The following is a 21863-nucleotide window of genomic DNA, read 5'->3' as shown; positions in this document are numbered from 1 at the left end:
CAAAAAAAGAGATTAAACAACTTAAAGTTGCTTAATCTCAATATTTGGACTCATCAGTCCGATTTGACGTAGAGCCATATAAATAACAATAACCTGTGACATTCGAAAAGTCACAGGTTCTATAATTAAATAAGTTTACACTTAATTATAATTTGAATGATGAAGTATCAATTTTAACTCCAGGACCCATTGTTGTAGTTACAGCAACAGATTTGAAGTAAGTACCTTTAGCAGATGATGGTTTAGCTTTAGCTAATACGTCTTGTAAAGTTTTGAAGTTTTCAACTAATTTTTCATCGCTGAATGAAACTTTACCGATTGAAGCATGTACAATACCTGCTTTTTCAGCACGGTATTCAACTTTACCAGCTTTGATTTCTTCAACAGCTTTTTTTACATCCATAGTTACTGTACCAGTTTTAGGATTTGGCATTAAACCTTTAGGTCCTAATACACGACCTAATTTACCAACTTCGCCCATCATGTCTGGTGTAGCTACTACTACGTCAAAGTCGAACCAACCTTGTTGAATTTTTTGTACGTATTCAGATTCACCTACGTAATCTGCGCCTGCTTCTTCTGCTTCAGTGATTTTGTCACCTTTAGCAAATACTAATACACGTTGTGATTTACCAGTTCCGTTTGGTAATACTACTGCACCACGGATTTGTTGGTCATTTTTACGTGTATCAATTCCTAAACGGAAAGCAACTTCAACTGATGCGTCAAAGTTAGCAATGCTTGTTTCTTTAGCTAAGCTGATTGCTTCTTCAACACTATAGTGTTTAGTACGATCAACTTTATTAGCTGCTTCTTGATACTTTTTACCTTTTTTAGCCATTTATTGTTCCTCCTTTAGTGGTTTTAGCGGAATTTCCTCCCACGCTTACTTGTGCCTAACACAAGTTAAGAGCAGATAACAGATGAATGTCTAATGTTTGAGTAATCTTAAGAAAGATTACTAGTCACCCAGACTAATCATAGACAATATTGTCGTTGTCATTTCTGTTACCTGCTATCGTCTATCAGTTTATTTCAAAATTAAACTAACTTTGTATTCATTAATTATTGTACAGTGATACCCATACTACGAGCAGTACCTTCGATAATACGCATAGCCGCTTCTTCGTCTGCAGCGTTTAAGTCTTGCATTTTAGTTTGAGCAATTTCACGTACTTGATCTTTAGTTACTGTAGCAACTTTAGTTTTGTTAGGTTCACCAGAACCTTTTTCTACGCCAGCTGCTTTTTTAAGTAGTACTGGAGCCGGTGGAGTTTTAGTAATGAATGTAAATGAACGATCTTCATAAACACTGATTTCTACCGGAATGATTAAACCTGCTTGTTCTTGTGTACGTGCGTTGAATTCTTTACAGAATCCCATGATATTCACACCTGCTTGACCTAATGCTGGACCAACTGGTGGTGCTGGGTTCGCTTTACCTGCAGGAATTTGTAATTTAACTACTTTTTCTACTTTTTTAGCCACGATGTGCACCTCCTTGATATCGTGATGTGGTCACAGGGCTCAGTTTTGCCCTCCCACTCATAAACATTTCGTGACGAAATGAGCGCTATAAAAACGCGACCACATTATTTTAACACTGAACCAACTTAAAAAGCAATAGTAAAATTTCATCTTTTTTGTTGTTCAATGTTTTTCCAAAATTAATTGATTATAGTTTTTCTATTTGATCAAATTCAACTTCAACTGGTGTTTCTCTGCCGAACATATCAACTAATACAGTTAATTTAAATTTATCAGGTTCGATTTCTTGAACTTCTCCAACTTGATTAGCGAACGGTCCAGATTTAATACGAACTTGTTCTCCTACATCTAATTCTACATCGATTGTTTTTTCTTTAAGTCCCATTTGTTTTAAAATGAATCGCATTTCTTCAGGTAATAATGGGTTTGGTTTAGAACCAGCTCCAGCTGAACCAACGAATCCTGTAACACCAGGTGTGTTACGTACTACATACCAAGATTCATCAGTCATCACTAGTTCTACAAGTACATAACCAGGGAACGTTTTTTTAAGTTGCTTTTTGGCTTTACCATCTTTAACTTGTGTTTCTTCCTCCTCAGGTATGACAACTCTAAAAATCTGTTCTGTCATATTCATTGATTCTACTCTTTTTTCTAAATTCTTCTTAACTTTATTCTCATATCCAGAATACGTATGCACAGCATACCAACGCTTTGCGCCAACCTCTTCAGACATGTTGTCACTCCTTATTCTTATCTAAATAGTTCAATCAAATTCCCAATACCTATATCTAATACCCAGAAAAAGACCATAAAGAAGATTACTGTAGAAACTACAATTACAGTATATTTAAAAAGTTCTTCTTTTGTTGGCCAACTCGTTTTTTCCATTTCACTTTTAACGCCTTGGAAGAAACTGTCTTTTTCTTTGTTTGTGCCCTTATCTTTAGCCATCAAAATTACCTCCATACTCACAGTTAGTTAACCGTTAACTTTAATAGCAATACTTTCACTATTATTTAGACTCTTTATGAATCGTATGTGCATTACATCTCGAACAATATTTTTTTATTTCTAGTCTCGTTGCAGAAGTTTCTTTTTTCGGTACGTTATAATTTCTAGTACCACAAACCTCACAAATTAAAGGTACTTTTTTCAAATCAGTTCACCTTTGCTCATTTTAATACCAGTATACTATACATAAACCTAACATTAAATGTCAAACAAGCGCCGCTATGTATAAGTTAATACAACCTAATAAAGACGCTTCAATAAATAGTATTTCATTTTCATTTTACAACGTTGAATACTATTGTAAACCACTTTATCTTTAATACCTAGCTGTTTTGCAATTTCACTAGGCGTATAATCAGACATTAGTAATTCAGCTACGTTTCGCTCGAATCGACTTAATACTGTTAAACTACTCGCTAGCAATTCTCGTTTCTCTTTTATCATACAAATATCTTCAATATATTTACTTGATTGATTCAATTTGTAGTCAATAACATAGTCATTAATGATGCTATCGTGCTTATCAGTCTCAATATATTTTCTTCTCCAAAAATCATTTCGCATCGATCGTACGATACAATTCAAATAGTGTTCAAAAGGAACGTCTGTACTAAAATCAAATGTATGAAGTGCTAAATAAATCCTGATTAAAGTTTCTTGTACTAAATCTTCAATATCTTCATTTTGTATTCCATAACTTTTAAATTTTATAAAAAGTTTAGGTTGTATGTGGTTTACTATATCTATAAATAATCTATCTTGTTCGTGACTACTACGACTATTTTGGAATGCTTTAAAGGTCTTCTCTAGTTGTATAAATTGATGCGCCATAAACCTTACCTTTCAAATTAAGTTAGGCAAAGTTTATATGAAGTCATTTTCAAAAGACAAGTGGACGATTTTAATCTTTATTATGATTTCCACGTCTAATCTTTTCAAATTCTGCTAACACATCATTCGATAACGAAATACGAGTTCTCGGTTTACTTTCTGTGAAATCATCTAATGACTTACTCACTGTGATTTCATTTTCTCTTAAATCACGCCACATCTCTCTCGAAGATACACGATATGCGCCAGCACCAAATATTGCATGTTGCTCGCTCATATCACTGGTTACAACGGTAATATGTGTCGTGTGCTTGTTATATAAATTATAAACATAACGTTCTATATAGCTATCCGCAGTCTCTTTTTCTTTTGTAAATACTGTTTTCACACCATGATAAATGTATTCTCTTTCTATACCTGATTGTTCATATGCATCAAACACACATACAATTTCATCAGCTACAACAGCATTATAGTTTGCTATAGCATCTAATAATTGCTCTCGTGCTTCTTGCAAATTATCTTTTGCAATTTTACCGAGTTCTGGTGACTGTCCAATCATATTGTAGCCATCAATTATCAAATATTTATCTTTCATGCGTTATCTCCGACTTGATGACGTTTACGATATACTTCATACATCATTAAACTAGCAGCTACCGATGCATTGAGGCTATTAACATGTCCAACCATAGGTATTTTAATGTAAAAATCACATTTATCTTTCACTAATCTACTCATGCCTTGTCCTTCACTACCGATAACGATAGCTAATGGCATATCCGCCGCCATATCTCTATAGTCTGTTGCATTATCCGCTTCAGCACCTGCTACCCAGTAGCCATGTTCTTTTAATTCGTCAATTGTTTTTGCTAAATTCGTAACACGCATAACTGGAACATGTTGTATCGCACCTGTTGATGCTTTAGCAACTGTTTGCGTTAACGCTACTGAACGTCTTTTAGGAATAATAACACCATCAACACCGCTAGCATCTGCCGTTCTCAATATAGAGCCTAAGTTATGAGGATCTTCAAGGCCATCTAAAATCACTACAGTTGATAAACCTTCTTTATCCTTTTGAGATTGAATAAATTGATCGAAATCAGCATATTCATATGGTGCAATAAGTGCAGCAACACCTTGATGAGGTGCATTTGCTAAATTATCTAATTTGGATTTTGGAACTGTTTGCACAATCAATTTTTGCTCTTTAGCATTTTGTAAAATATCATTGATTTGTTGCTTTCTGATTCCCTCTTGTATCCAAATTTTATTAATTGTATGGCCAGAAACAATCGCTTCTTTAACAGCATGCCTACCGACAATAACGATATCTTCCACTGTTTTCACTACCTTTCATTGACTGTTTGAACAATCATATCAAGTAAGTTTTCCAATCTTTCTTCTTGATGATCTAAATATAAATATCCAATGACTGCTTCTAAACCAGAACTTTTACGATAAGTTTGAATATCCGTATTTTTAGCCTTAGTGTGACTTTTAGCATTACGACCTCTTTTAACAATATCTAATTCTTCATCCGTGAACCAACCCATTTCAAATAATGTTTCTAAAGTTTGCGCCTGACTTTTCGCAGACACATAACTTTTCGAAACTTGATGCAATCGATTAGGCTTACTTTGTAATTTAAGAACGATATATTCTCGCACGTGCTGGTCCAACACTGCGTCACCCATGTAGGCTAGTGTTAACGGGTTTAACAATTTAATATCCATATTATCCACGTTTAAAGCGTACACCTTGTGGCGTATCCTCTAATATAATGTTTTGTTCTTTAAGCATGTCTCTTATTTCATCTGCACGTGCAAAGTCTTTATTTTTACGCGCTTCATTACGTTCTTCGATGAGCTTTTCAATATCTTCATCAAGTAACATATCTGATTTATTACCTTTTAGTGGAACTCCAAGTACATCACTAAATATCTGATAAACTTCTTTGAATCGAGAAATGACTTGAGTAGATGTATTGTTCTCTAAAACATATTTATTCGCAAGTTTAGATAAATCGTACCAAGCCGTAACAGCATTAGCAGTATTGAAATCATCATCCATTACTGTCTCAAATTGCTCTATAATAGCATCAATTTGTTCGATATATTTAGATTGGTCAACGATGTCTGTCGCGATTGTTTCACGTTCTTCTATTAATTGATAGCTATTACGAATGCGTTCTAAACCACTCTTAGCTGCATTAACAAGTTCTAGATTATAGTTAATAGGACTTCTATAATGTACGCTAATCATGAAGAATCGCAGTACGTCAGGATCTACTTCTTTTATGATGTCATGAACTAGTATAAAGTTACCTAACGATTTACTCATTTTCTCGTTATCTATATTTATAAAACCATTATGCATCCAGTAATTAGCAAATGGGGCATGATTATGCGCTTCTGATTGCGCAATTTCGTTTTCGTGATGAGGGAATTGTAAGTCAGAACCACCAGCATGAATATCAATTGTTTTGCCTAGTTCATGAAACGCCATTACTGAACATTCAATATGCCAACCTGGACGCCCTTCACCAAAAGGACTTTCCCAACTAATTTCACCTGGTTTTGCTTTTTTCCATAAAGTAAAGTCTAACGCATCTTCTTTTTGTTCCCCAGCTTCTATTCTTGCTCCTACCTTTAAATCATCTAATGACTGATGGCTTAATTTACCGTAACCTTCAAATTTGCGTGTTCTAAAGTAGACATCGCCGTCACTCTCATAGGCGTAACCTTCATCAACTAGCTCTTTAATAAAATCAATAATCTCATCCATATGATTCATTACACGTGGATTCGAAGTCGCTTTCTTAACGTTTAATGCACCAACATCTTCATAAAACGCTTTAATGTATCTATCTGCAATATCCGGTACACTCTCATTCAATTCCTTAGAACGATTTATTAATTTATCGTCTACATCTGTGAAGTTTGAAACATAAATCACTTCGTATCCTTTATATTCAAAATATCTACGTACAACATCATAATTTATGGCAGGGCGTGCATTACCAATGTGAATATAATTGTATACTGTCGGACCACAGACATACATTTTCACCTTACCTGGTTCGATAGGTTCAAATGTCTCTTTTTGACGCGTTAATGTATTATATAATGTAATCATCTTTAATCTCTCCGTTCTTCGCTTTTTCAAGTTGTTTTTCTAGTTGCTTAATTTGTTCATATAAAGGGTCAGGTAAATTACGGTGATCAAATGTTTTACCGATACGTTTACCCTCTTGTTTAACAATATGCCCCGGAATACCGACTACAGTCGTGTAACTTGGAACTGATTGTAATACCACTGAATTCGCACCAATATTCACATTCGAATCAATTTGAATATTACCTAACACTTTTGACCCAGCTGCGATTAATACATTATCGCCAATATCAGGGTGACGTTTTCCTTTTTCTTTGCCCGTACCACCCAGTGTTACACCTTGATAAATAGTCACATTATCACCAATTGTACAAGTCTCACCAATTACTACACCCATACCATGGTCTATAAATAAGCGCTTGCCAATTTTCGCGCCCGGATGTATTTCAATACCTGTAAAGAAACGTGATACTTGAGATATAATTCTCGCCAATACATAGCGTTTCTTATTATATAATTTATGTGCAATAAGGTGACTCCAAACTGCATGTAATCCAGCATATGTTGTAATAACCTCAAATGTTGTACGAGCTGCTGGGTCTTGTTCAAATACCATTTTCACATCGTCTCTCATTCTTTTTATCAAGACTGTCGCCCCCTCAGTTTTTTTAAAAGTTTAAAAATTTCCAAATTTAATAGCAAAATACTTAAATACATTCTAAATAAAATAATTAGCGCCCCTAACACTTAAGATGCTAGAGGCGCTACTGCACGGTTCCACTCTGTATTCTAGATAAATGCAAGCTAGTATGTCTATATAACTATAGGTTACTAGATTCACTTTATCATACTCATTTACTATATTTAGTTGATTATACAAAGGTGCATTCAACATCGTCTATGGCGTACTCACAGCATCCGTACACTCTCTGATATCATAGTCCAATATTTACTAATCCTTCGCCTTTAAATACTCATACCAAAATGGCTTCGCCATCTTTAACTTTATCATATTTGCTTTAATGTAAAATTTCAAGTGTTAGATATGTTAAATTAGCATCTCATTCGTGCAACTTGCCTGATGTCCTTTACACGAATTTTTTCAATCGTGAAAGTACTTTATCTTTACCTAATACTTCAATTGTATTAGGTAATTCAGGGCCGTGCATTTGACCAGTTACAGCAACACGAATAGGCATGAATAATTGTTTACCTTTAATACCTGTTTCCTTTTGTACTTCTTTAATTGTTTTCTTAATGTCAGCCGCTTCAAATGGTTCTAAAGCTTCTAATTTACCATATAAATGTGTCATCAATTCAGGAACTTGTTCTCCATTAATGACTTCTTGTTCTTCTTCTCCTAATTCAGGCATTTCATGGAAGAACATTTCAGATAAAGGTATAATTTCGCCAGCATAGCTCATTTCTTTTTGATATAGTGCCACTAATTTGCGACCCCATTCTTTATCATCTTCACTTGGAGATTCTGGTATTAAATTAGCTTTAATAAGATGAGGCAATGCAAGTTCAAATACAGTGTCAGTATCCTTTGTTTTCATATATTGGTTATTAACCCATGCTAATTTTTGTCTATCGAACATCGCTGGTGATTTAGAAAGACGTTTTTCATCAAAGATTTTAATAAATTCTTCTTTAGAAAAGATTTCTTCCTCTCCTTCTGGAGACCAACCTAATAATGTAATAAAGTTAAATAACGCTTCTGGCAAGTAACCTAAATCACGATATTGCTCAATAAATTGTAAAATTTGGCCATCACGTTTACTTAATTTTTTACGTTCTTCATTAACAATTAGCGACATATGACCAAAGCGTGGCGCTTCCCAACCAAATGCTTCATAAATCATAAGTTGTTTTGGTGTGTTAGAAACGTGATCGTCACCACGAATAACATCGGAAATTTCCATGTAATGATCATCGATAGCTACAGCAAAGTTATAGGTAGGGATGCCATCTTTTTTAACGATAACCCAATCACCTATATTGTTTGAATCGAATGAAATTTCACCTTTAACCATATCATTGAACGTATACGTTTGATCTTGAGGCACACGGAATCTAATTGATGGGCGACGACCTTCAGCTTCAAACTGTTGACGTTCTTCTTCAGTTAAATGTGCATGTTGACCACCGTAACGAGGCATTTCACCACGTGCGATTTGATCTTCACGTTCTTTTTCAAGCTCTTCTTCAGTCATGTAACATTTGTACGCTTTATCTTCGTCCAATAATTGTTGAATAAGTGGATTATAGATATCACCACGTTCTGATTGACGATAAGGTCCATAACCTTTGTCTTTATCGATTGATTCGTCCCAATCTAATCCTAACCATTTTAAGTTATCAAATTGAGATGACTCACCATCTTCAAGGTTACGTTTACTATCCGTATCTTCAATACGCACTACGAAATCACCATCATAATGCTTAGCAAATAAATAATTAAATAATGCAGTTCTTGCATTACCAATGTGTAAATATCCAGTTGGACTTGGCGCATATCTCACTCTAATACGTTCACTCATCGTATTCACTCCTATAAATATTAGTTATGTTTTAACTTCGAATTTATACGCTTTATCTAATACAGGCTACAAACTTTACACTCTAACCGAGTCGTTCTACGCCAGTAAGAAACATCTTCAAACCATTAGAAAAAAAGCTATTCTAAACTATCATTTTAGACATGTTCCCGAATAACTTTCCACTTTACATTACCCTTAGATAAAAGTTCGCATTTCTTCATTATTGTAGCACTAAATCAATACTTTGATAAGTCACTTGTTTACGCTATAGATAATCATTAATTCATACATCTACTTTATGTAAATATGTTCCATGCTTCGCTTCTTGAAAAGAGTCCCCTCCACATTTAGCGTTTCACATGAAACCTAATCACTTACAATAATTTAATTTTTTATAATTGAACGTATCTTCTTAATCTCTAAGTTTAAAGAACATATTTATCATTACTCTGAATCGTCTATTTTTTTAGCGAAAATAATACGCCCTGATGATGTTTGTAATAAACTGATGACTTCTAAATCTACATGTTTACCTACAAGTGATTTCGCATTGTCAACGACTACCATTGTGCCATCATCTAAATAGCCTACACCTTGACCAGGCTCTTTACCCATTTTAGTCAATAGAATATTAATGCGGTCACCTTGATGAACATTTGGTTTAATTGCTTCAGATAAGTCATTCACGTTTAAAGCTTTAATTCCTTGCACGTGACATACTTTATTTAAATTAAAATCGGTAGTAATCACATGCGCATGATAAGTCTGTGCTAACTTCACCAATAATTCATCTATATCACTGTGAGACTTTTGTGGATGTATCACGCGTGTAGGATACTCTAAGTCGTATAATTCATTTAATATATCCAAGCCACGTTGTCCTTTTTCACGTTTCACGCTATCATTCGCATCAGCTACAACTTGAAGTTCATTAATAACGCCTTGCGGAATAAGGATTTCACCATCTATAAAACCACATCGAATGACATCTAAAATACGTCCATCGATAATTGCACTTGTATCTAAAAGTTTAGGTACAGCACTAATATTACTTTTAGACATAGAGCGTGCCATATTTTCCGGCAAGAACATTAACATTTCGTCACGCTTTTTTAAACCAAATTGGAAACCTAAATAACATAGCAATAATGTAATAATAAGCGGTACTAGATGATTTAATATCGTATTTCCAATCATTTCTAGAATAAATGAAGCCATAACTGATATAAATAATCCAATGATAAGTCCAAGTGTTGCAAATAAAATTTCAACAGCACTGCGCTGCATAATCCAATGTTCAATGGCTTTAAAAGTCTTCGTAACTTTATTAATAAAGAAGCCAAAAATCAAGAAAAATACTACTATTCCAATTAAGCCATCTATATAATAGTTATGTAAAAATGGGTAACCATTAATATTAAAATCCTTAAGTATTTCAGGTATTAGTAAAATACCAAGTGCAGCACCTAGAATAATATATATTATGATTACAATTCCTTTTAATACGTTCATAAGTCTCACCTCTTTTTCACTATATTTACGATTTGAATGCATATTTTAAAGCGTCATGTACTGTAGACACTCCAACTACTTTAATGCCTTCAGGAAATTGCCATCCACCGATATTTGTCTGTGGAATAATAACACGTTCAAAGCCTAATTTAGCTGCTTCTTGAACACGTTGTTCAATTCGAGAAACACGTCTCACTTCACCGGTCAAACCTACTTCCCCAATATAACAATCAAGCCCATCTACTGCTTTATCTTTAAAACTTGAAGCTGTTGCTACTATAACACTTAAATCAACTGCCGGCTCTGTCAATCGTACGCCACCAGCTACTTTTATGTATGCATCTTGTTGTTGTAATAAATAGTTTTCTTTTTTCTCTAATACAGCCATTAATAAACTCAAACGATTATGATCTATACCTGTTGCCATACGTCTAGGGTTATTAAATGTTGTAGGCGTCACTAAGGCCTGAACTTCTATTAATAGAGGTCGTGTACCTTCCATAGTTGCTACAATCGTTGATCCCGGCACATTGGTAGAACGTTCCTCTAAGAACATTTCTGAAGGATTATGAACGCCTTTTAATCCGCTTTGTTTCATCTCAAAAATGCCCATTTCATTAGTAGAACCAAAACGGTTCTTAACCGCTCTCAAGATACGATAAGCATGATGCTCATCTCCCTCAAAGTACAATACTGTATCAACCATATGCTCTAATAGACGTGGTCCTGCAATTTGACCTTCTTTCGTAACATGTCCGACGATAAATGTTGCAATATTCATTTGTTTAGCAATATTCATTAAACTCTGTGTACTTTCTCTTACTTGAGACACAGAACCAGGTGCTGAACTAATTTCTGGATGATATATTGTTTGAATGGAATCCACAACTAAAATATCAGGTTGCGCTTGTTGAACTGTTTGATGTATTACTTCTAAGTCCGTTTCTGCTAGCACATTTAAATTACTCGAATCCTCATCTAGTCGATCGGCACGTAGTTTAGTTTGATTTAATGATTCTTCACCTGTAATATACAGTACATTTAATTTTTGTGACAATGATGCACAAATTTGCAGTAATAGCGTTGATTTACCGATACCAGGATCTCCACCTATTAACACTAAAGAACCACTTACAATGCCACCACCTAAAACGCGGTTGAACTCTTTTGATTCTGTCTGAACTCTCGGTGTCACTTCATTCTTGATATCATTTAATTTCTGGACTTTCGCGCTAGACGTTGATGTCTTTACGCCGTGCTTAGGATTTGAAGCTTTTTCAACAATTTCCTCCATTTGATTCCATGACCCACAATTAGGACACTTTCCCATCCATTTTGGAGATTGATAACCGCAAGCCATACACTCAAAAATCACTTTCTTTTTGGCCAAAATTGCACCCCCGATTTTTCTTTGAACAAATCTATTTTATATGTAACGTTGCACAATGACAAATGTAAACTTAAGCAATTTAGTATAAATTTGGTTCTATTTATTTTTGAGATGATTAATACTTATAATGATTAAAATTAATTCATTGAAATCATTAAAAATTAAAGCTGAGACATTCGAGTATGATATGTCTCAGCTTATATTTAACATTAATTTTATTGTATTATGCTTCAGTTTCAGTTACTTCATTGCCTTCATCTGAAATACCATTATTTTTTTCATTGATATTATATTTAAATTCATCACCATCATGGTCGATGACAACTTCTTTACCTTCAATTTGGTTACCGTCTAAGATTAATTCACTCAAGTTATCTTCAACTGTTTTTTGAATAGCTCTGATTAATGGACGGGCACCGTATTCTGGATCATAGCCTTCTTCAGCAATTTTTTCTTTTGCTTTATCAGTTACAACAATATTAATATCTTGCTCAGATAGTCGTTGTGTTAGTTTATTAACCATCATTGTAACGATTTCTTTCAATTCATCTTTAGAAAGTTTATGGAATACGATGATGTCGTCAACACGGTTTAAGAACTCTGGGCGGAATGAATTTTTCAATTCTTTCATCATAGTCTTGCGAATTGTTTCATAGTCATGACCTTCAGAACCGCCACCGAAACCAGCAAAGCGTTGATCTTGTAATTCTTGTGCACCGACATTTGAAGTCATGATAATCACTGTATTTCGGAAATCAACTTGACGTCCTTTTGTATCAGTTAAATGACCATCGTCTAGAACTTGCAATAGAATATTAAATACATCTGGATGCGCCTTTTCGATTTCATCAAATAAGATAACTGAGTATGGTTTACGTCTTACTTTCTCAGTTAATTGGCCACCTTCATCATGACCTACATAGCCTGGAGGCGCTCCAACTAAACGACTCACAGCATGTTTTTCCATAAACTCACTCATATCAACGCGAATCATTGCATCTTCTTCACCAAACATTGATTCTGCTAATGCTCTAGCTAATTCTGTTTTACCTACACCTGTAGGACCTAAGAAGATAAAACTACCGATTGGACGTTTAGGATCTTTCAATCCTGCACGAGCACGGCGTACCGCTTTACTAATAGAAGTTACAGCATCATTTTGGCCAATAACTCTATCATGTAACGTTTGTTCAAGATTTAATAATCGATCCGATTCAGTTTCATTAATTTTTGTAAGTGGTATACCTGTCCAACCTGCAATGACTTCACCAATATCTTCTTTAGATAGAGAAGTGGATTGATCACCTTGAGTTGTTTTCCACTCATTTTTGGCATCTTCATATTGTTTTTCAAGTTTAGTTTGTTTATCACGTAAATTAGCAGCATTCTCGAATTCTTGAGCATGAACTGCTGCGTCTTTTTCATTTTTTACTTTTTCAATTTCTTGCTCAATTTCTTTCAAGTTGTTAGGTGTTGTATGACTTTTCAGTCTTACTTTTGAACTTGCTTCATCAATTAAATCAATTGCTTTATCGGGTAAGAAACGATCTGATACATAACGATCACTTAATTTAGCAGCCGCTTCAAGTGCTTCATCTGAAATATTGATGCGGTGATGCGCTTCATAACGATCACGTAATCCTTTTAAAATTGCAATTGTGTCTTCAACTGTTGGTTCATCAACTTGAATAGGTTGGAAACGACGTTCTAACGCTGCATCTTTCTCGATGTTTTTACGATATTCATCTAATGTTGTCGCACCGATACATTGTAATTCACCACGTGCTAATGCTGGTTTTAATATATTTGACGCATCGATTGCGCCTTCAGCTCCACCAGCACCAACTAATGTGTGTAATTCATCAATGAATAAGATTACGTTACCAGCTTGATGAATTTCTTCCATTACCTTTTTCAAACGTTCTTCAAATTCACCACGATATTTAGTACCAGCTACAACTGTTCCCATATCAAGTGACATCACGCGTTTACCTTTAAGTGTCTCAGGTACTTCATTATTAACAATAGCTTGAGCAAGACCTTCTGCAATTGCAGTTTTACCTACACCGGGTTCACCAATTAGTACAGGATTGTTTTTAGTACGACGACTTAACACTTCAATTACACGAGTAATTTCTTTATCTCTACCAACAACTGGATCTAACGTTCCATCTTTGGCAATGACAGTTAAATCACGTGCTAATCCATCTAATGTAGGGGTATTATTTGATTTATTTGCTGTAGCATTTTTATTGCTCATTTCAGGACTACCTAGCGCTTTGACGACTTGGGCACGCGCTTTCGTAATATTTAAATCAAGATTAGCAAATACGCGAGCAGCTACGCCTTCATTTTCACGAATTAAACCTAGTAATATGTGTTCTGTACCTACAAAGTTATGGTGTAACTTTCTTGCTTCATCCATTGAAAGTTCAATTACTTTCTTGGCTCTTGGTGTATAATGCAATGTTCCTGTTTGATCTTGTCCGTGACCGATTAATTTTTCGACTTCTTCAATCACTTTATCTTCGGTTATATTAAAACTTTCTAATACTTTAGCAGCAATACCTTCTGGTTCTTTCATTAAACCTAATAACAAATGTTCTGTACCTATATTAGAATGATTTAAACGTATTGCTTCTTCTTGTGCGTGTGCTAGGACACGTTGTGCACGTTCAGTTAATCTACCAAATAGCATATATTTTTGTACCTCCTATTGAGTATATTCTCTTAATATATTTGCTCTCTTTTCATTTACAGAGATTGTTTCATCTTCATCGTTATAGATAAACGCTGATTGAATACTTACCATTAATTCATTAAATTTAAAATCACTCAATGTTAAATACCCTAAATCGATACCTAATTTCACTTCACTTAAACGATAAGAAGCTTCTTCCATTGAAATGATCCGACTATTTTGTAAAATACCCAATGACCGATAAATACGGTCTAGCGTTTCTAATTCATTGTATTGAGTCAAACGTTCACGAATTTGCATTTCTTCATTTATGATTTGTTGAACAACTTCAGTTAAATTATCTATGATTTCATCTTCAGTCTTACCAAGTGTTAATTGATTTGAGATTTGATAAATATGGCCATAGACTTGCGAGCCTTCTCCATATATACCTCGAATTGTAAAACCGAAACGATTAATTGTCTGTGCAATACGATTCATACGTTTCATAATGGATAATCCTGGCAAGTGTAACATCACACTTGCTCGCATACCTGTACCAATATTTGTTGGACACGTAGTTAAATATCCTAAATGTTCATCATAACTAATGTCTAGTGATTGATCTAACGTATCATCAATCTCACTAGCTATGTTATATAAGTCTTGTAAAGATAAATCGGTGCCCATTGCTTGTATGCGTATATGATCTTCTTCATTAATCATAATGCTTATTGATTCATCTTTATTCAATAACACTGCTGATGCGGGTTGTTTAATCAGTTCAGGACTAATTAAATGTTTTGCAACAAGTTTCATTTTGTTTTGTTGATCCATTGTATCCAAACGCATTAAATCTAAATCAGGCAATACATCTTGTACTTCATTTATAACTCTGAAGCCATCTTGTTCTGATGGAAACATGAGTGGGTGAACGTGATTTTCTAAGTTTCTAGCCAATCGAATTCTTGATGACATAACAATTGGAGATTCTTCAGTTTCCTTCATCCATTCACTGATATGAGCATTCATATCACTCATTGCGCTCCACCCCGCTCTCGTCTTTCAATGCTTTTATTTCGTCTCTAACGATAGCAGCCTCTTCAAAGTTTTGTTCATCTATTAGTACATTGAGATATTTTGTTTTTTCCTCAATTTGTTTCTTGATGGCAAGTTTCTTATGAGAAGAACGAGGCGTTTTACCTACGTGTTCAAATTGTCCACCTTGTACGCGTCTTACTATATCTACGATGTCATCTTTGAAAGTGGCATAACAATTTGCACACCCGAATTTCCCTACATGCGCAATATCTTTTAATGTCATCTTACACGTTGGACATCGCTTCTCTTCTTGAAAAGCTACTTCATGGAAATTAATACCATGTTTCGTTGCCAAATGTTGCAATATTTGTTTGACGACAAATGCTTCTTCAATATCGTCTTGAAACTGAGAATGTGGGGATGGCGTTTCATTTTGTTGCCAAGGGTTTTCACCTTGAGCACATATAGAACATACCCATTTCTCAGAAGTGCCTTCTTTACTTTTTACTGTAAGTTTAACCTCTGCTTCATTTAAATGACAGTTTTCGCAAAGCACACATAGACACCTCGCTTTTCTATTAATAAAAATTAATGATTGGTAACAAACGTTTTAAAATATTCGCTCTAATAATATCTCGAGCAACAACATCCATTTTCAAAGTCTCACGATCAACTATAACTTGAATCATTCTTGCTTCTCTTTCACTAATGAGACCTTTATCTAGCAAACCATCTAAAATATAGTAAGCTTGTTGCTGGGAAATGGATGGCCCAATGATTTGCAACAGATGATTAATATACCCCGTTGCATCTTTATTTTCAATTTTGGTGATTCGGATATAACCTCCACCACCTCGTTTACTTTCTATTTCATAACCATGTTCGTTTGTGAATCTAGTTTTAATGACATAATTTAATTGAGAAGGTACACAGTCGAACCGTTGAGCAATATTTGCTCGTTGAATTTCTACCACGTCTTCATTACTTTCTTCGAATAACTTTTTAATGTATTGTTCTATGATGTCAGACATGTTGTGCATGATTTACCACCTCTTTTGACCTTCTTTGACTATATTATATGAGCATCTTTGACCTTTTTCAACCAATTTGTTTTTTAATTTTCTAAAATTATTGATGTTACATGTAAGAATTTATTGTATTATATTAGTTAAGTAAATTTAAAGGAGTAGAATTATGCATATTCTTATTGGGATTATAGGGATAATTTTCTTTTTGGCACTTGCATTTTTGTTTAGCTCTGACAGAAAAAATATCCGCTGGCAGTATGTTGGTATTTTATTAGTTATCCAACTTGTGTTCGCGTTTATTTTATTGAAAACGACAGCAGGTATTACAGTTATTGGGGGCATTTCGGAAGGATTTAACTACTTATTACAAAAAGCTGCAGAAGGGGTTAACTTCGTGTTTGGCGGATTTAAGTTTGTAGATCCTAAAAACCCACCATTCTTCTTCAGTGTGTTACTACCAATTGTATTTATTTCAGCATTAATTGGTATCTTACAATATACTCGAATCTTACCATGGATTATTAATGTTTTAGGATTCTTAATTTCTAAAATTAATGGTATGGGACGTTTAGAATCATACAATGCAGTTGCTGCTGCAATCTTAGGTCAATCTGAAGTATTCATTTCATTGAAACAACAGTTACCTTACATACCTAAACAACGTTTGTACACATTAACAGCTTCAGCAATGTCTACAGTATCAGCGTCAATTATTGGTGCATACTTCACATTGATTGAACCTAAATATGTTGTTACAGCTGTTGTATTAAACTTATTTGGTGGTTTCATTATTGCTTCAATCATTAACCCTTATAAAGTTAATGAAGAAGACGATAAACTATTAGTAGACGAAAGCGAAACTAAAAAACAGTCATTCTTCGAAATGTTAGGAGAATACATTTTAGATGGTTTCAAAGTTGCAGTAATCGTAGGCGCAATGTTAATTGGTTATATTGCAATCATCGCATTATTAAACGGTTTAGTAAGTGGTGCATTTAGCTTATTATCAGGCGGCGCAATTAAATGGGACTTCCAAACATTAATCGGATTTGTCTTTGCACCATTAGCATTCTTAGCTGGTGTACCTTGGGAAGACGCTGTTAAATCAGGTTCCGTTATGGCAACTAAATTATTATCTAATGAATTCGTTGCAATGCAATCATTAGGTAACTTAAAAGATATATCTGAACATGCGAAAGGTGTAACGTCTGTATTCTTAGTATCATTCGCAAACTTCAGTTCAATCGGTATTATCTCAGGTGCCATTAAATCACTTAACTCTGAAAAAGGTGATGTCGTAGCGCGCTTTGGACTTAAGTTATTATTTGGTGCAACATTAGTATCATTCATTTCAGCTGCAATTGCTGGTTTCTTTATCTAATATCGAAATTAAATAACCTAGAACTTCCAATTTATAAAGAAGTTCTAGGTTATTTTTTGCAAATTGAAGACTTTTAAAACGTCCCCAAACTTGCCATTATTCATTTATTTAACCATATGATCAATAAAGTATTGCGTTACTCTGTAGTCATCTGTTAATTCCGGATGGAATGATACGCCCAAATACTTGCCTTGCTTTACTGCTACAATCTTATCGCCAACTGTGCTTAATATTTCTACGCCCTCTTCAACATTAGCGATATGAGGTGCTCTAATAAATACACCTTCAATGTCTTCAGCAATACCTTTAATATCTAACTCTGCTTCAAAACTGTCTACTTGTCTTCCAAATGAATTACGTTCAACAGTTATGTCTAATTTCTTCAAATAGCCAGTTTCACCTTCGACATCTTTCGCTAGTACGATAAGACCTGCACATGTGCCAAAAATTGGTAAATCAGATTGTTGTAACTTTTCTTTAAATCCATATAAATCCATTAATCTTCGCAATGTAGTAGATTCGCCACCTGGAAGAATTAACCCATCTATCTCATCTAATTGTTCAACCTTTTTAACTGCAATACCTTCGTGACCACTAAGTTCAATATGACGGATGTGTTCACGTACGGCACCTTGCAATGCTAATACACCAATTTTCATATATTACCAACCACGCTCTTGCATACGTTCTTCTAATGAGATTTGATTAATATCTAAACCTTTCATTGCTGTGCCTAATTCTGAAGCTAATTTGCCAATAAGCTCATAATCTTGGTAATGCGTTGTAGCTTGAACAATTGCTTTAGCAAATTTCTCAGGATCTTCAGATTTGAAAATACCTGAACCAACAAATACACCATCAGCACCTAATTCCATCATTAAAGCAGCATCTTGAGGTGTAGCAACGCCACCAGCTGCAAAGTTAACTACTGGTAAACGTCCGTGATCTTTGATTTGTTTTAAAACTTCATAAGGCGCACCAAGTTCTTTAGCATAAGTCATAATTTCATCGTCATTCATCACAACTAAGCGACTAACTTCTGAATTAACTTTTCTCATATGTCTAACTGCTTCTACAATGTTACCAGTACCAGGTTCACCTTTAGTACGTAACATTGCAGCACCTTCACCAATACGACGCGCAGCTTCACCTAAGTTACGACAACCACATACAAAAGGAACCGTGAATTGATCTTTTCTTAAATGATATTCTTCATCAGCAGGTGTTAACACTTCTGATTCATCAATATAATCTACGCCCATAGCTTCTAACACACGTGCTTCAGTAATATGACCAATACGTGCTTTCGCCATAACTGGAATTGATACAGCATTCATAACTTCTTCAACAATTTTAGGATTAGCGCTACGTGCTACCCCACCAGCTGCTCTGATGTCAGATGGTACACGTTCTAAAGCCATAACCGCAACTGCGCCAGCTTCTTCTGCAATTTTAGCTTGTTCTGCATTAACAACGTCCATAATAACGCCGCCTTTTTGCATCTCAGCCATTCCTCGTTTAACTCGATCTGATCCTACGATTTTAGACATAAAATTAACCCCTTTTCCAATTTGATTAAATTCATTTTAAGTTATAAACTGATATTTAAAAAGGTACAATTTATTTATAAAATTAGGGGTCAGTTATTAAAATGAAAAAGCAAAAACTATATATATCACTTTATGAACAATTGAAGAACCAAATTATTGAAGGTCAATACCAAGCACAAGACAAATTTCCATCGAAACGCCAGTTAAGTGAACATTTATCTCTTAGTCATACGACGATTGAGCACGCCTATCAACTACTACTTGATGAAGGTTTTATATACTCTAAACCACGTTCTGGCTATTATGTTTCCGATATTCAGTCATTACCTGTCATCAATATTAATAATCAATTTATAGAAATCGAACCTAAGACACCTGAGAGTAAACAATACAAGTATGCTTTTAATTTAGCTGAAATTGATGCAGAATACTTCCCTCTCAACCTTTTCCGAAAGTATGCAAAAGAAGCCTTTGAAGATAATGAATTAGCACTTTTAGAAAAAGGAGATATCCAAGGGGAATTAAATTTACGACAACAAATTGCCCATTATCTATTTAATAGTAGAGGGGTTTCGTGTCATCCCAATCAAATCGTCATTGGATCTTCTACAGAGCAGTTGCTAAACATGATTACAGATTTACTTAAAACATCATCTTTTATAATAGAAAAACCAAGTTATCCGCCCATAAAACATGTTTTAGATAAAAACAAGCATAATTATATACAGGCAACAGTTGAAAAAGATGGAATTAATATGATTGACATCATAAATTCTAATAACGATATTGTTTATATAACACCGTCACATCAGTTTCCTACAGGATATGTCATGAATTTAAAGAAACGAACACAGTTAATTAAATGGGCACATCAACAAAATAGCCGATATATAATTGAGGACGATTATGATTCAGAATTTAGATATTACGGTAAACCTATTCCAGCTTTACAAAGTTTAGATAAAAATGACAAAGTGATTTATATTAGTACATTTTCAAAGTCACTTTACCCGAGTTGCCGTATTGCTTATATTGTTTTACCTCAAAAATTATTACAATCTTATTTGTCAATGCCTTATAAAGAAAGCAACACAGTACCTGTTCATATCCAACAAATTATTGCTAACTTCATGTCATCTGGAAGTTTTGAGCGTCATTTAAATAAAATGAGAAAGATTTATAGAGAGAAACTAAATTATATATTAGAACGTTTGAAGCCACATGAAGATCAATTAAAAATCGAAGGTGCTTTAACAGGAATGCATTTTACAATAACTGTTGACAATGGACTTACAATGTCTCAATGCCTCCACAGTGCTGAGAAATTGAAATTAAAATTAAACGTTTACAATTATGCGGAAGAAAACGAACTACTTCCAAAATTTATTATTGGATTTGGTGGTATTCCGAATCATAAACTTAAAGAGCATACTGACGTTTTAATAAAATCATTAACTGTATAGTGAAAAAAGCACGTCCATAAGTTAAAAACTTATCGACGTGCCATCGTTTATATTAAGTAATAATTAGACATTAATAGTTTCTTAATAAAGTTCAAGTGCTTTCTTCCAATTATAAGAAATCAATACAGCTACACTCATCACCAATAGTATAATCACAAGTTCAGATGTCATATAACCTTGTGACAGATGAACAGTAAATAAAGCTCCAAGCATAATTATGATAAAGCCGGCAGCTATATAATTAGCAAATAAACCAATAATCATTAAAATGCCTCCGATGAATTCAAATAATCCTAAAATAACACCGAAGAAGGCAGGGAAACCTAAATCAGATATCATTGCCATTGGCTCTTTAAAGCCACCAAAAACTTTTTGAGCACCATGTATTGTAAATGTAATACCTAACATAAGTCTTATTAATAATAAACCAATTCTCATTGTCCGTCGTTCTCCTTTATGATATATTTATTATATTTAATATAGTAAATATACTACATGATGTTAAATGCTATTTCAACCATATTCTTAGTTCATCGACTTCAAAAGCTTACTCTTCGTAAAGCTATCACACTTTGATTTGTTGATATCTTATTAAACCTTCGGTTTTAATTTTAGGCATAAAAAAAGAGACCTTCCGGTCTCAATAATTTGCCTGGCAACGTCCTACTCTAGCGGAACGTAAATCTGCTACCACCGGCGCTAAGGAGCTTACTTTACTTCGAGACAAGCGCTCGCATCCTTCTTTATTTTCTAAAATTGCTTGCTCTTTTAGCTCAACTAAACTCGCTTCTCAATTTTCTCAATTCATCGGCTTCAAACGCT

Annotated in this window: 23 protein-coding genes; 2 read left to right on the top strand and 21 right to left on the bottom strand. The window is 34.3% G+C overall.

Annotated features, from left to right (window positions below):
• Positions 1–145 precede the first annotated feature (145 nt).
• The 18 genes from rplA to AC1RRU_RS11525 form a co-directional block, all read right to left on the bottom strand.
• Positions 146–841, bottom strand: coding sequence for a 50S ribosomal protein L1 (gene rplA, locus AC1RRU_RS11610; protein WP_011276724.1), 696 nt, complete (start codon positions 839–841; stop codon positions 146–148).
• Positions 842–1065: 224 nt separating this feature from the next.
• On the bottom strand, positions 1066–1488 hold the full coding sequence (gene rplK / locus AC1RRU_RS11605) for a 50S ribosomal protein L11 (RefSeq protein WP_001832298.1): 423 nt from the start codon (positions 1486–1488) through the stop codon (positions 1066–1068).
• Positions 1489–1675: 187 nt separating this feature from the next.
• Positions 1676–2224, bottom strand: coding sequence for a transcription termination/antitermination protein NusG (gene nusG, locus AC1RRU_RS11600; RefSeq protein ID WP_016931333.1), 549 nt, complete (start codon positions 2222–2224; stop codon positions 1676–1678).
• Positions 2225–2241: 17 nt separating this feature from the next.
• The gene (gene secE, locus AC1RRU_RS11595) at positions 2242–2442 is read right to left on the bottom strand and encodes a preprotein translocase subunit SecE (RefSeq protein WP_011276726.1); all 201 of its coding nucleotides are present in this window, start codon (positions 2440–2442) and stop codon (positions 2242–2244) included.
• Between the two features lie 61 nt (positions 2443–2503).
• Positions 2504–2647, bottom strand: coding sequence for a 50S ribosomal protein L33 (rpmG, locus tag AC1RRU_RS11590; protein WP_016931334.1), 144 nt, complete (start codon positions 2645–2647; stop codon positions 2504–2506).
• 95 nt (positions 2648–2742) lie between these two features.
• Positions 2743–3333: a sigma-70 family RNA polymerase sigma factor gene (locus AC1RRU_RS11585; RefSeq protein WP_011276727.1), complete on the bottom strand. Its 591-nt coding sequence runs from the start codon at positions 3331–3333 to the stop codon at positions 2743–2745.
• Between the two features lie 70 nt (positions 3334–3403).
• On the bottom strand, positions 3404–3931 hold the full coding sequence (locus AC1RRU_RS11580; RefSeq protein WP_011276728.1) for an NYN domain-containing protein: 528 nt from the start codon (positions 3929–3931) through the stop codon (positions 3404–3406).
• A complete protein-coding gene (gene rlmB / locus AC1RRU_RS11575) occupies positions 3928–4677 on the bottom strand; it encodes a 23S rRNA (guanosine(2251)-2'-O)-methyltransferase RlmB (RefSeq protein ID WP_011276729.1) in 750 nt (249 codons plus the stop codon). The genes AC1RRU_RS11580 and rlmB overlap by 4 nt, the downstream gene beginning before the upstream one ends.
• An 8-nt stretch (positions 4678–4685) precedes the next feature.
• Positions 4686–5072, bottom strand: coding sequence for a Mini-ribonuclease 3 (locus AC1RRU_RS11570; protein WP_029376688.1), 387 nt, complete (start codon positions 5070–5072; stop codon positions 4686–4688).
• Position 5073: 1 nt separating this feature from the next.
• Positions 5074–6474 carry a cysteine--tRNA ligase gene (cysS, locus tag AC1RRU_RS11565; RefSeq protein ID WP_011276731.1) on the bottom strand — a complete coding sequence of 467 codons (1401 nt, stop codon included), beginning with the start codon at positions 6472–6474 and terminating at the stop codon, positions 5074–5076.
• Positions 6458–7087 carry a serine O-acetyltransferase gene (cysE, locus tag AC1RRU_RS11560; RefSeq protein WP_172458793.1) on the bottom strand — a complete coding sequence of 210 codons (630 nt, stop codon included), beginning with the start codon at positions 7085–7087 and terminating at the stop codon, positions 6458–6460. Before cysE ends, cysS begins: the two co-directional genes overlap by 17 nt.
• 454 nt (positions 7088–7541) lie before the next feature.
• Positions 7542–8996, bottom strand: coding sequence for a glutamate--tRNA ligase (gene gltX, locus AC1RRU_RS11555; RefSeq protein WP_033079758.1), 1455 nt, complete (start codon positions 8994–8996; stop codon positions 7542–7544).
• 444 nt (positions 8997–9440) lie between these two features.
• The gene (locus AC1RRU_RS11550; protein WP_011276734.1) at positions 9441–10508 is read right to left on the bottom strand and encodes a PIN/TRAM domain-containing protein; all 1068 of its coding nucleotides are present in this window, start codon (positions 10506–10508) and stop codon (positions 9441–9443) included.
• A 25-nt stretch (positions 10509–10533) separates the two neighbouring features.
• Positions 10534–11898: a DNA repair protein RadA gene (gene radA, locus AC1RRU_RS11545; protein WP_011276735.1), complete on the bottom strand. Its 1365-nt coding sequence runs from the start codon at positions 11896–11898 to the stop codon at positions 10534–10536.
• Positions 11899–12121: 223 nt separating this feature from the next.
• Positions 12122–14596 (bottom strand): ATP-dependent Clp protease ATP-binding subunit, encoded by a 2475-nt coding sequence (locus AC1RRU_RS11540; RefSeq protein ID WP_016931338.1) that lies wholly within the window; start codon positions 14594–14596, stop codon positions 12122–12124.
• Positions 14597–14611: 15 nt separating this feature from the next.
• On the bottom strand, positions 14612–15619 hold the full coding sequence (locus tag AC1RRU_RS11535) for a protein arginine kinase (RefSeq protein ID WP_011276737.1): 1008 nt from the start codon (positions 15617–15619) through the stop codon (positions 14612–14614).
• Positions 15612–16175: a UvrB/UvrC motif-containing protein gene (locus AC1RRU_RS11530; RefSeq protein WP_011276738.1), complete on the bottom strand. Its 564-nt coding sequence runs from the start codon at positions 16173–16175 to the stop codon at positions 15612–15614. The genes AC1RRU_RS11535 and AC1RRU_RS11530 overlap by 8 nt, the downstream gene beginning before the upstream one ends.
• Positions 16176–16197: 22 nt before the next feature.
• Entirely contained in the window at positions 16198–16659 is a 462-nt protein-coding gene (locus AC1RRU_RS11525) for a CtsR family transcriptional regulator (protein ID WP_011276739.1), read from the bottom strand.
• A gap of 154 nt (positions 16660–16813) precedes the next feature.
• Between AC1RRU_RS11525 and AC1RRU_RS11520 the strand changes: the two genes are divergently transcribed.
• Entirely contained in the window at positions 16814–18028 is a 1215-nt protein-coding gene (locus AC1RRU_RS11520) for a NupC/NupG family nucleoside CNT transporter (protein ID WP_011276740.1), read from the top strand.
• A 104-nt stretch (positions 18029–18132) separates the two neighbouring features.
• On the opposite strand, the gene pdxT is transcribed toward AC1RRU_RS11520, so the two are convergent.
• Together pdxT and pdxS are read right to left on the bottom strand one after the other, a co-directional pair.
• Positions 18133–18687 carry a pyridoxal 5'-phosphate synthase glutaminase subunit PdxT gene (pdxT, locus tag AC1RRU_RS11515; protein ID WP_011276741.1) on the bottom strand — a complete coding sequence of 185 codons (555 nt, stop codon included), beginning with the start codon at positions 18685–18687 and terminating at the stop codon, positions 18133–18135.
• 3 nt (positions 18688–18690) lie between these two features.
• Positions 18691–19578, bottom strand: a complete 888-nt coding sequence (pdxS, locus tag AC1RRU_RS11510; RefSeq protein ID WP_011276742.1) for a pyridoxal 5'-phosphate synthase lyase subunit PdxS — start codon at positions 19576–19578, stop codon at positions 18691–18693.
• A 101-nt stretch (positions 19579–19679) separates the two neighbouring features.
• On the opposite strand from pdxS, the gene pdxR reads away from it, so the two are divergent.
• Positions 19680–21041, top strand: a complete 1362-nt coding sequence (pdxR, locus tag AC1RRU_RS11505; protein ID WP_011276743.1) for a MocR-like pyridoxine biosynthesis transcription factor PdxR — start codon at positions 19680–19682, stop codon at positions 21039–21041.
• A gap of 81 nt (positions 21042–21122) precedes the next feature.
• Here the strand turns inward: pdxR and AC1RRU_RS11500 are convergent, their stop codons facing one another.
• Entirely contained in the window at positions 21123–21479 is a 357-nt protein-coding gene (locus tag AC1RRU_RS11500) for a DoxX family protein (protein ID WP_016931339.1), read from the bottom strand.
• Positions 21480–21863: the final 384 nt, after the last annotated feature.

Source organism: Staphylococcus sp. GW821-FHT11H10 (assembly GCF_058807855.1).
The sequence above is the reverse complement of the archived record's forward strand: the minus strand, read 5'-3'. Positions and strand labels throughout refer to the sequence as shown.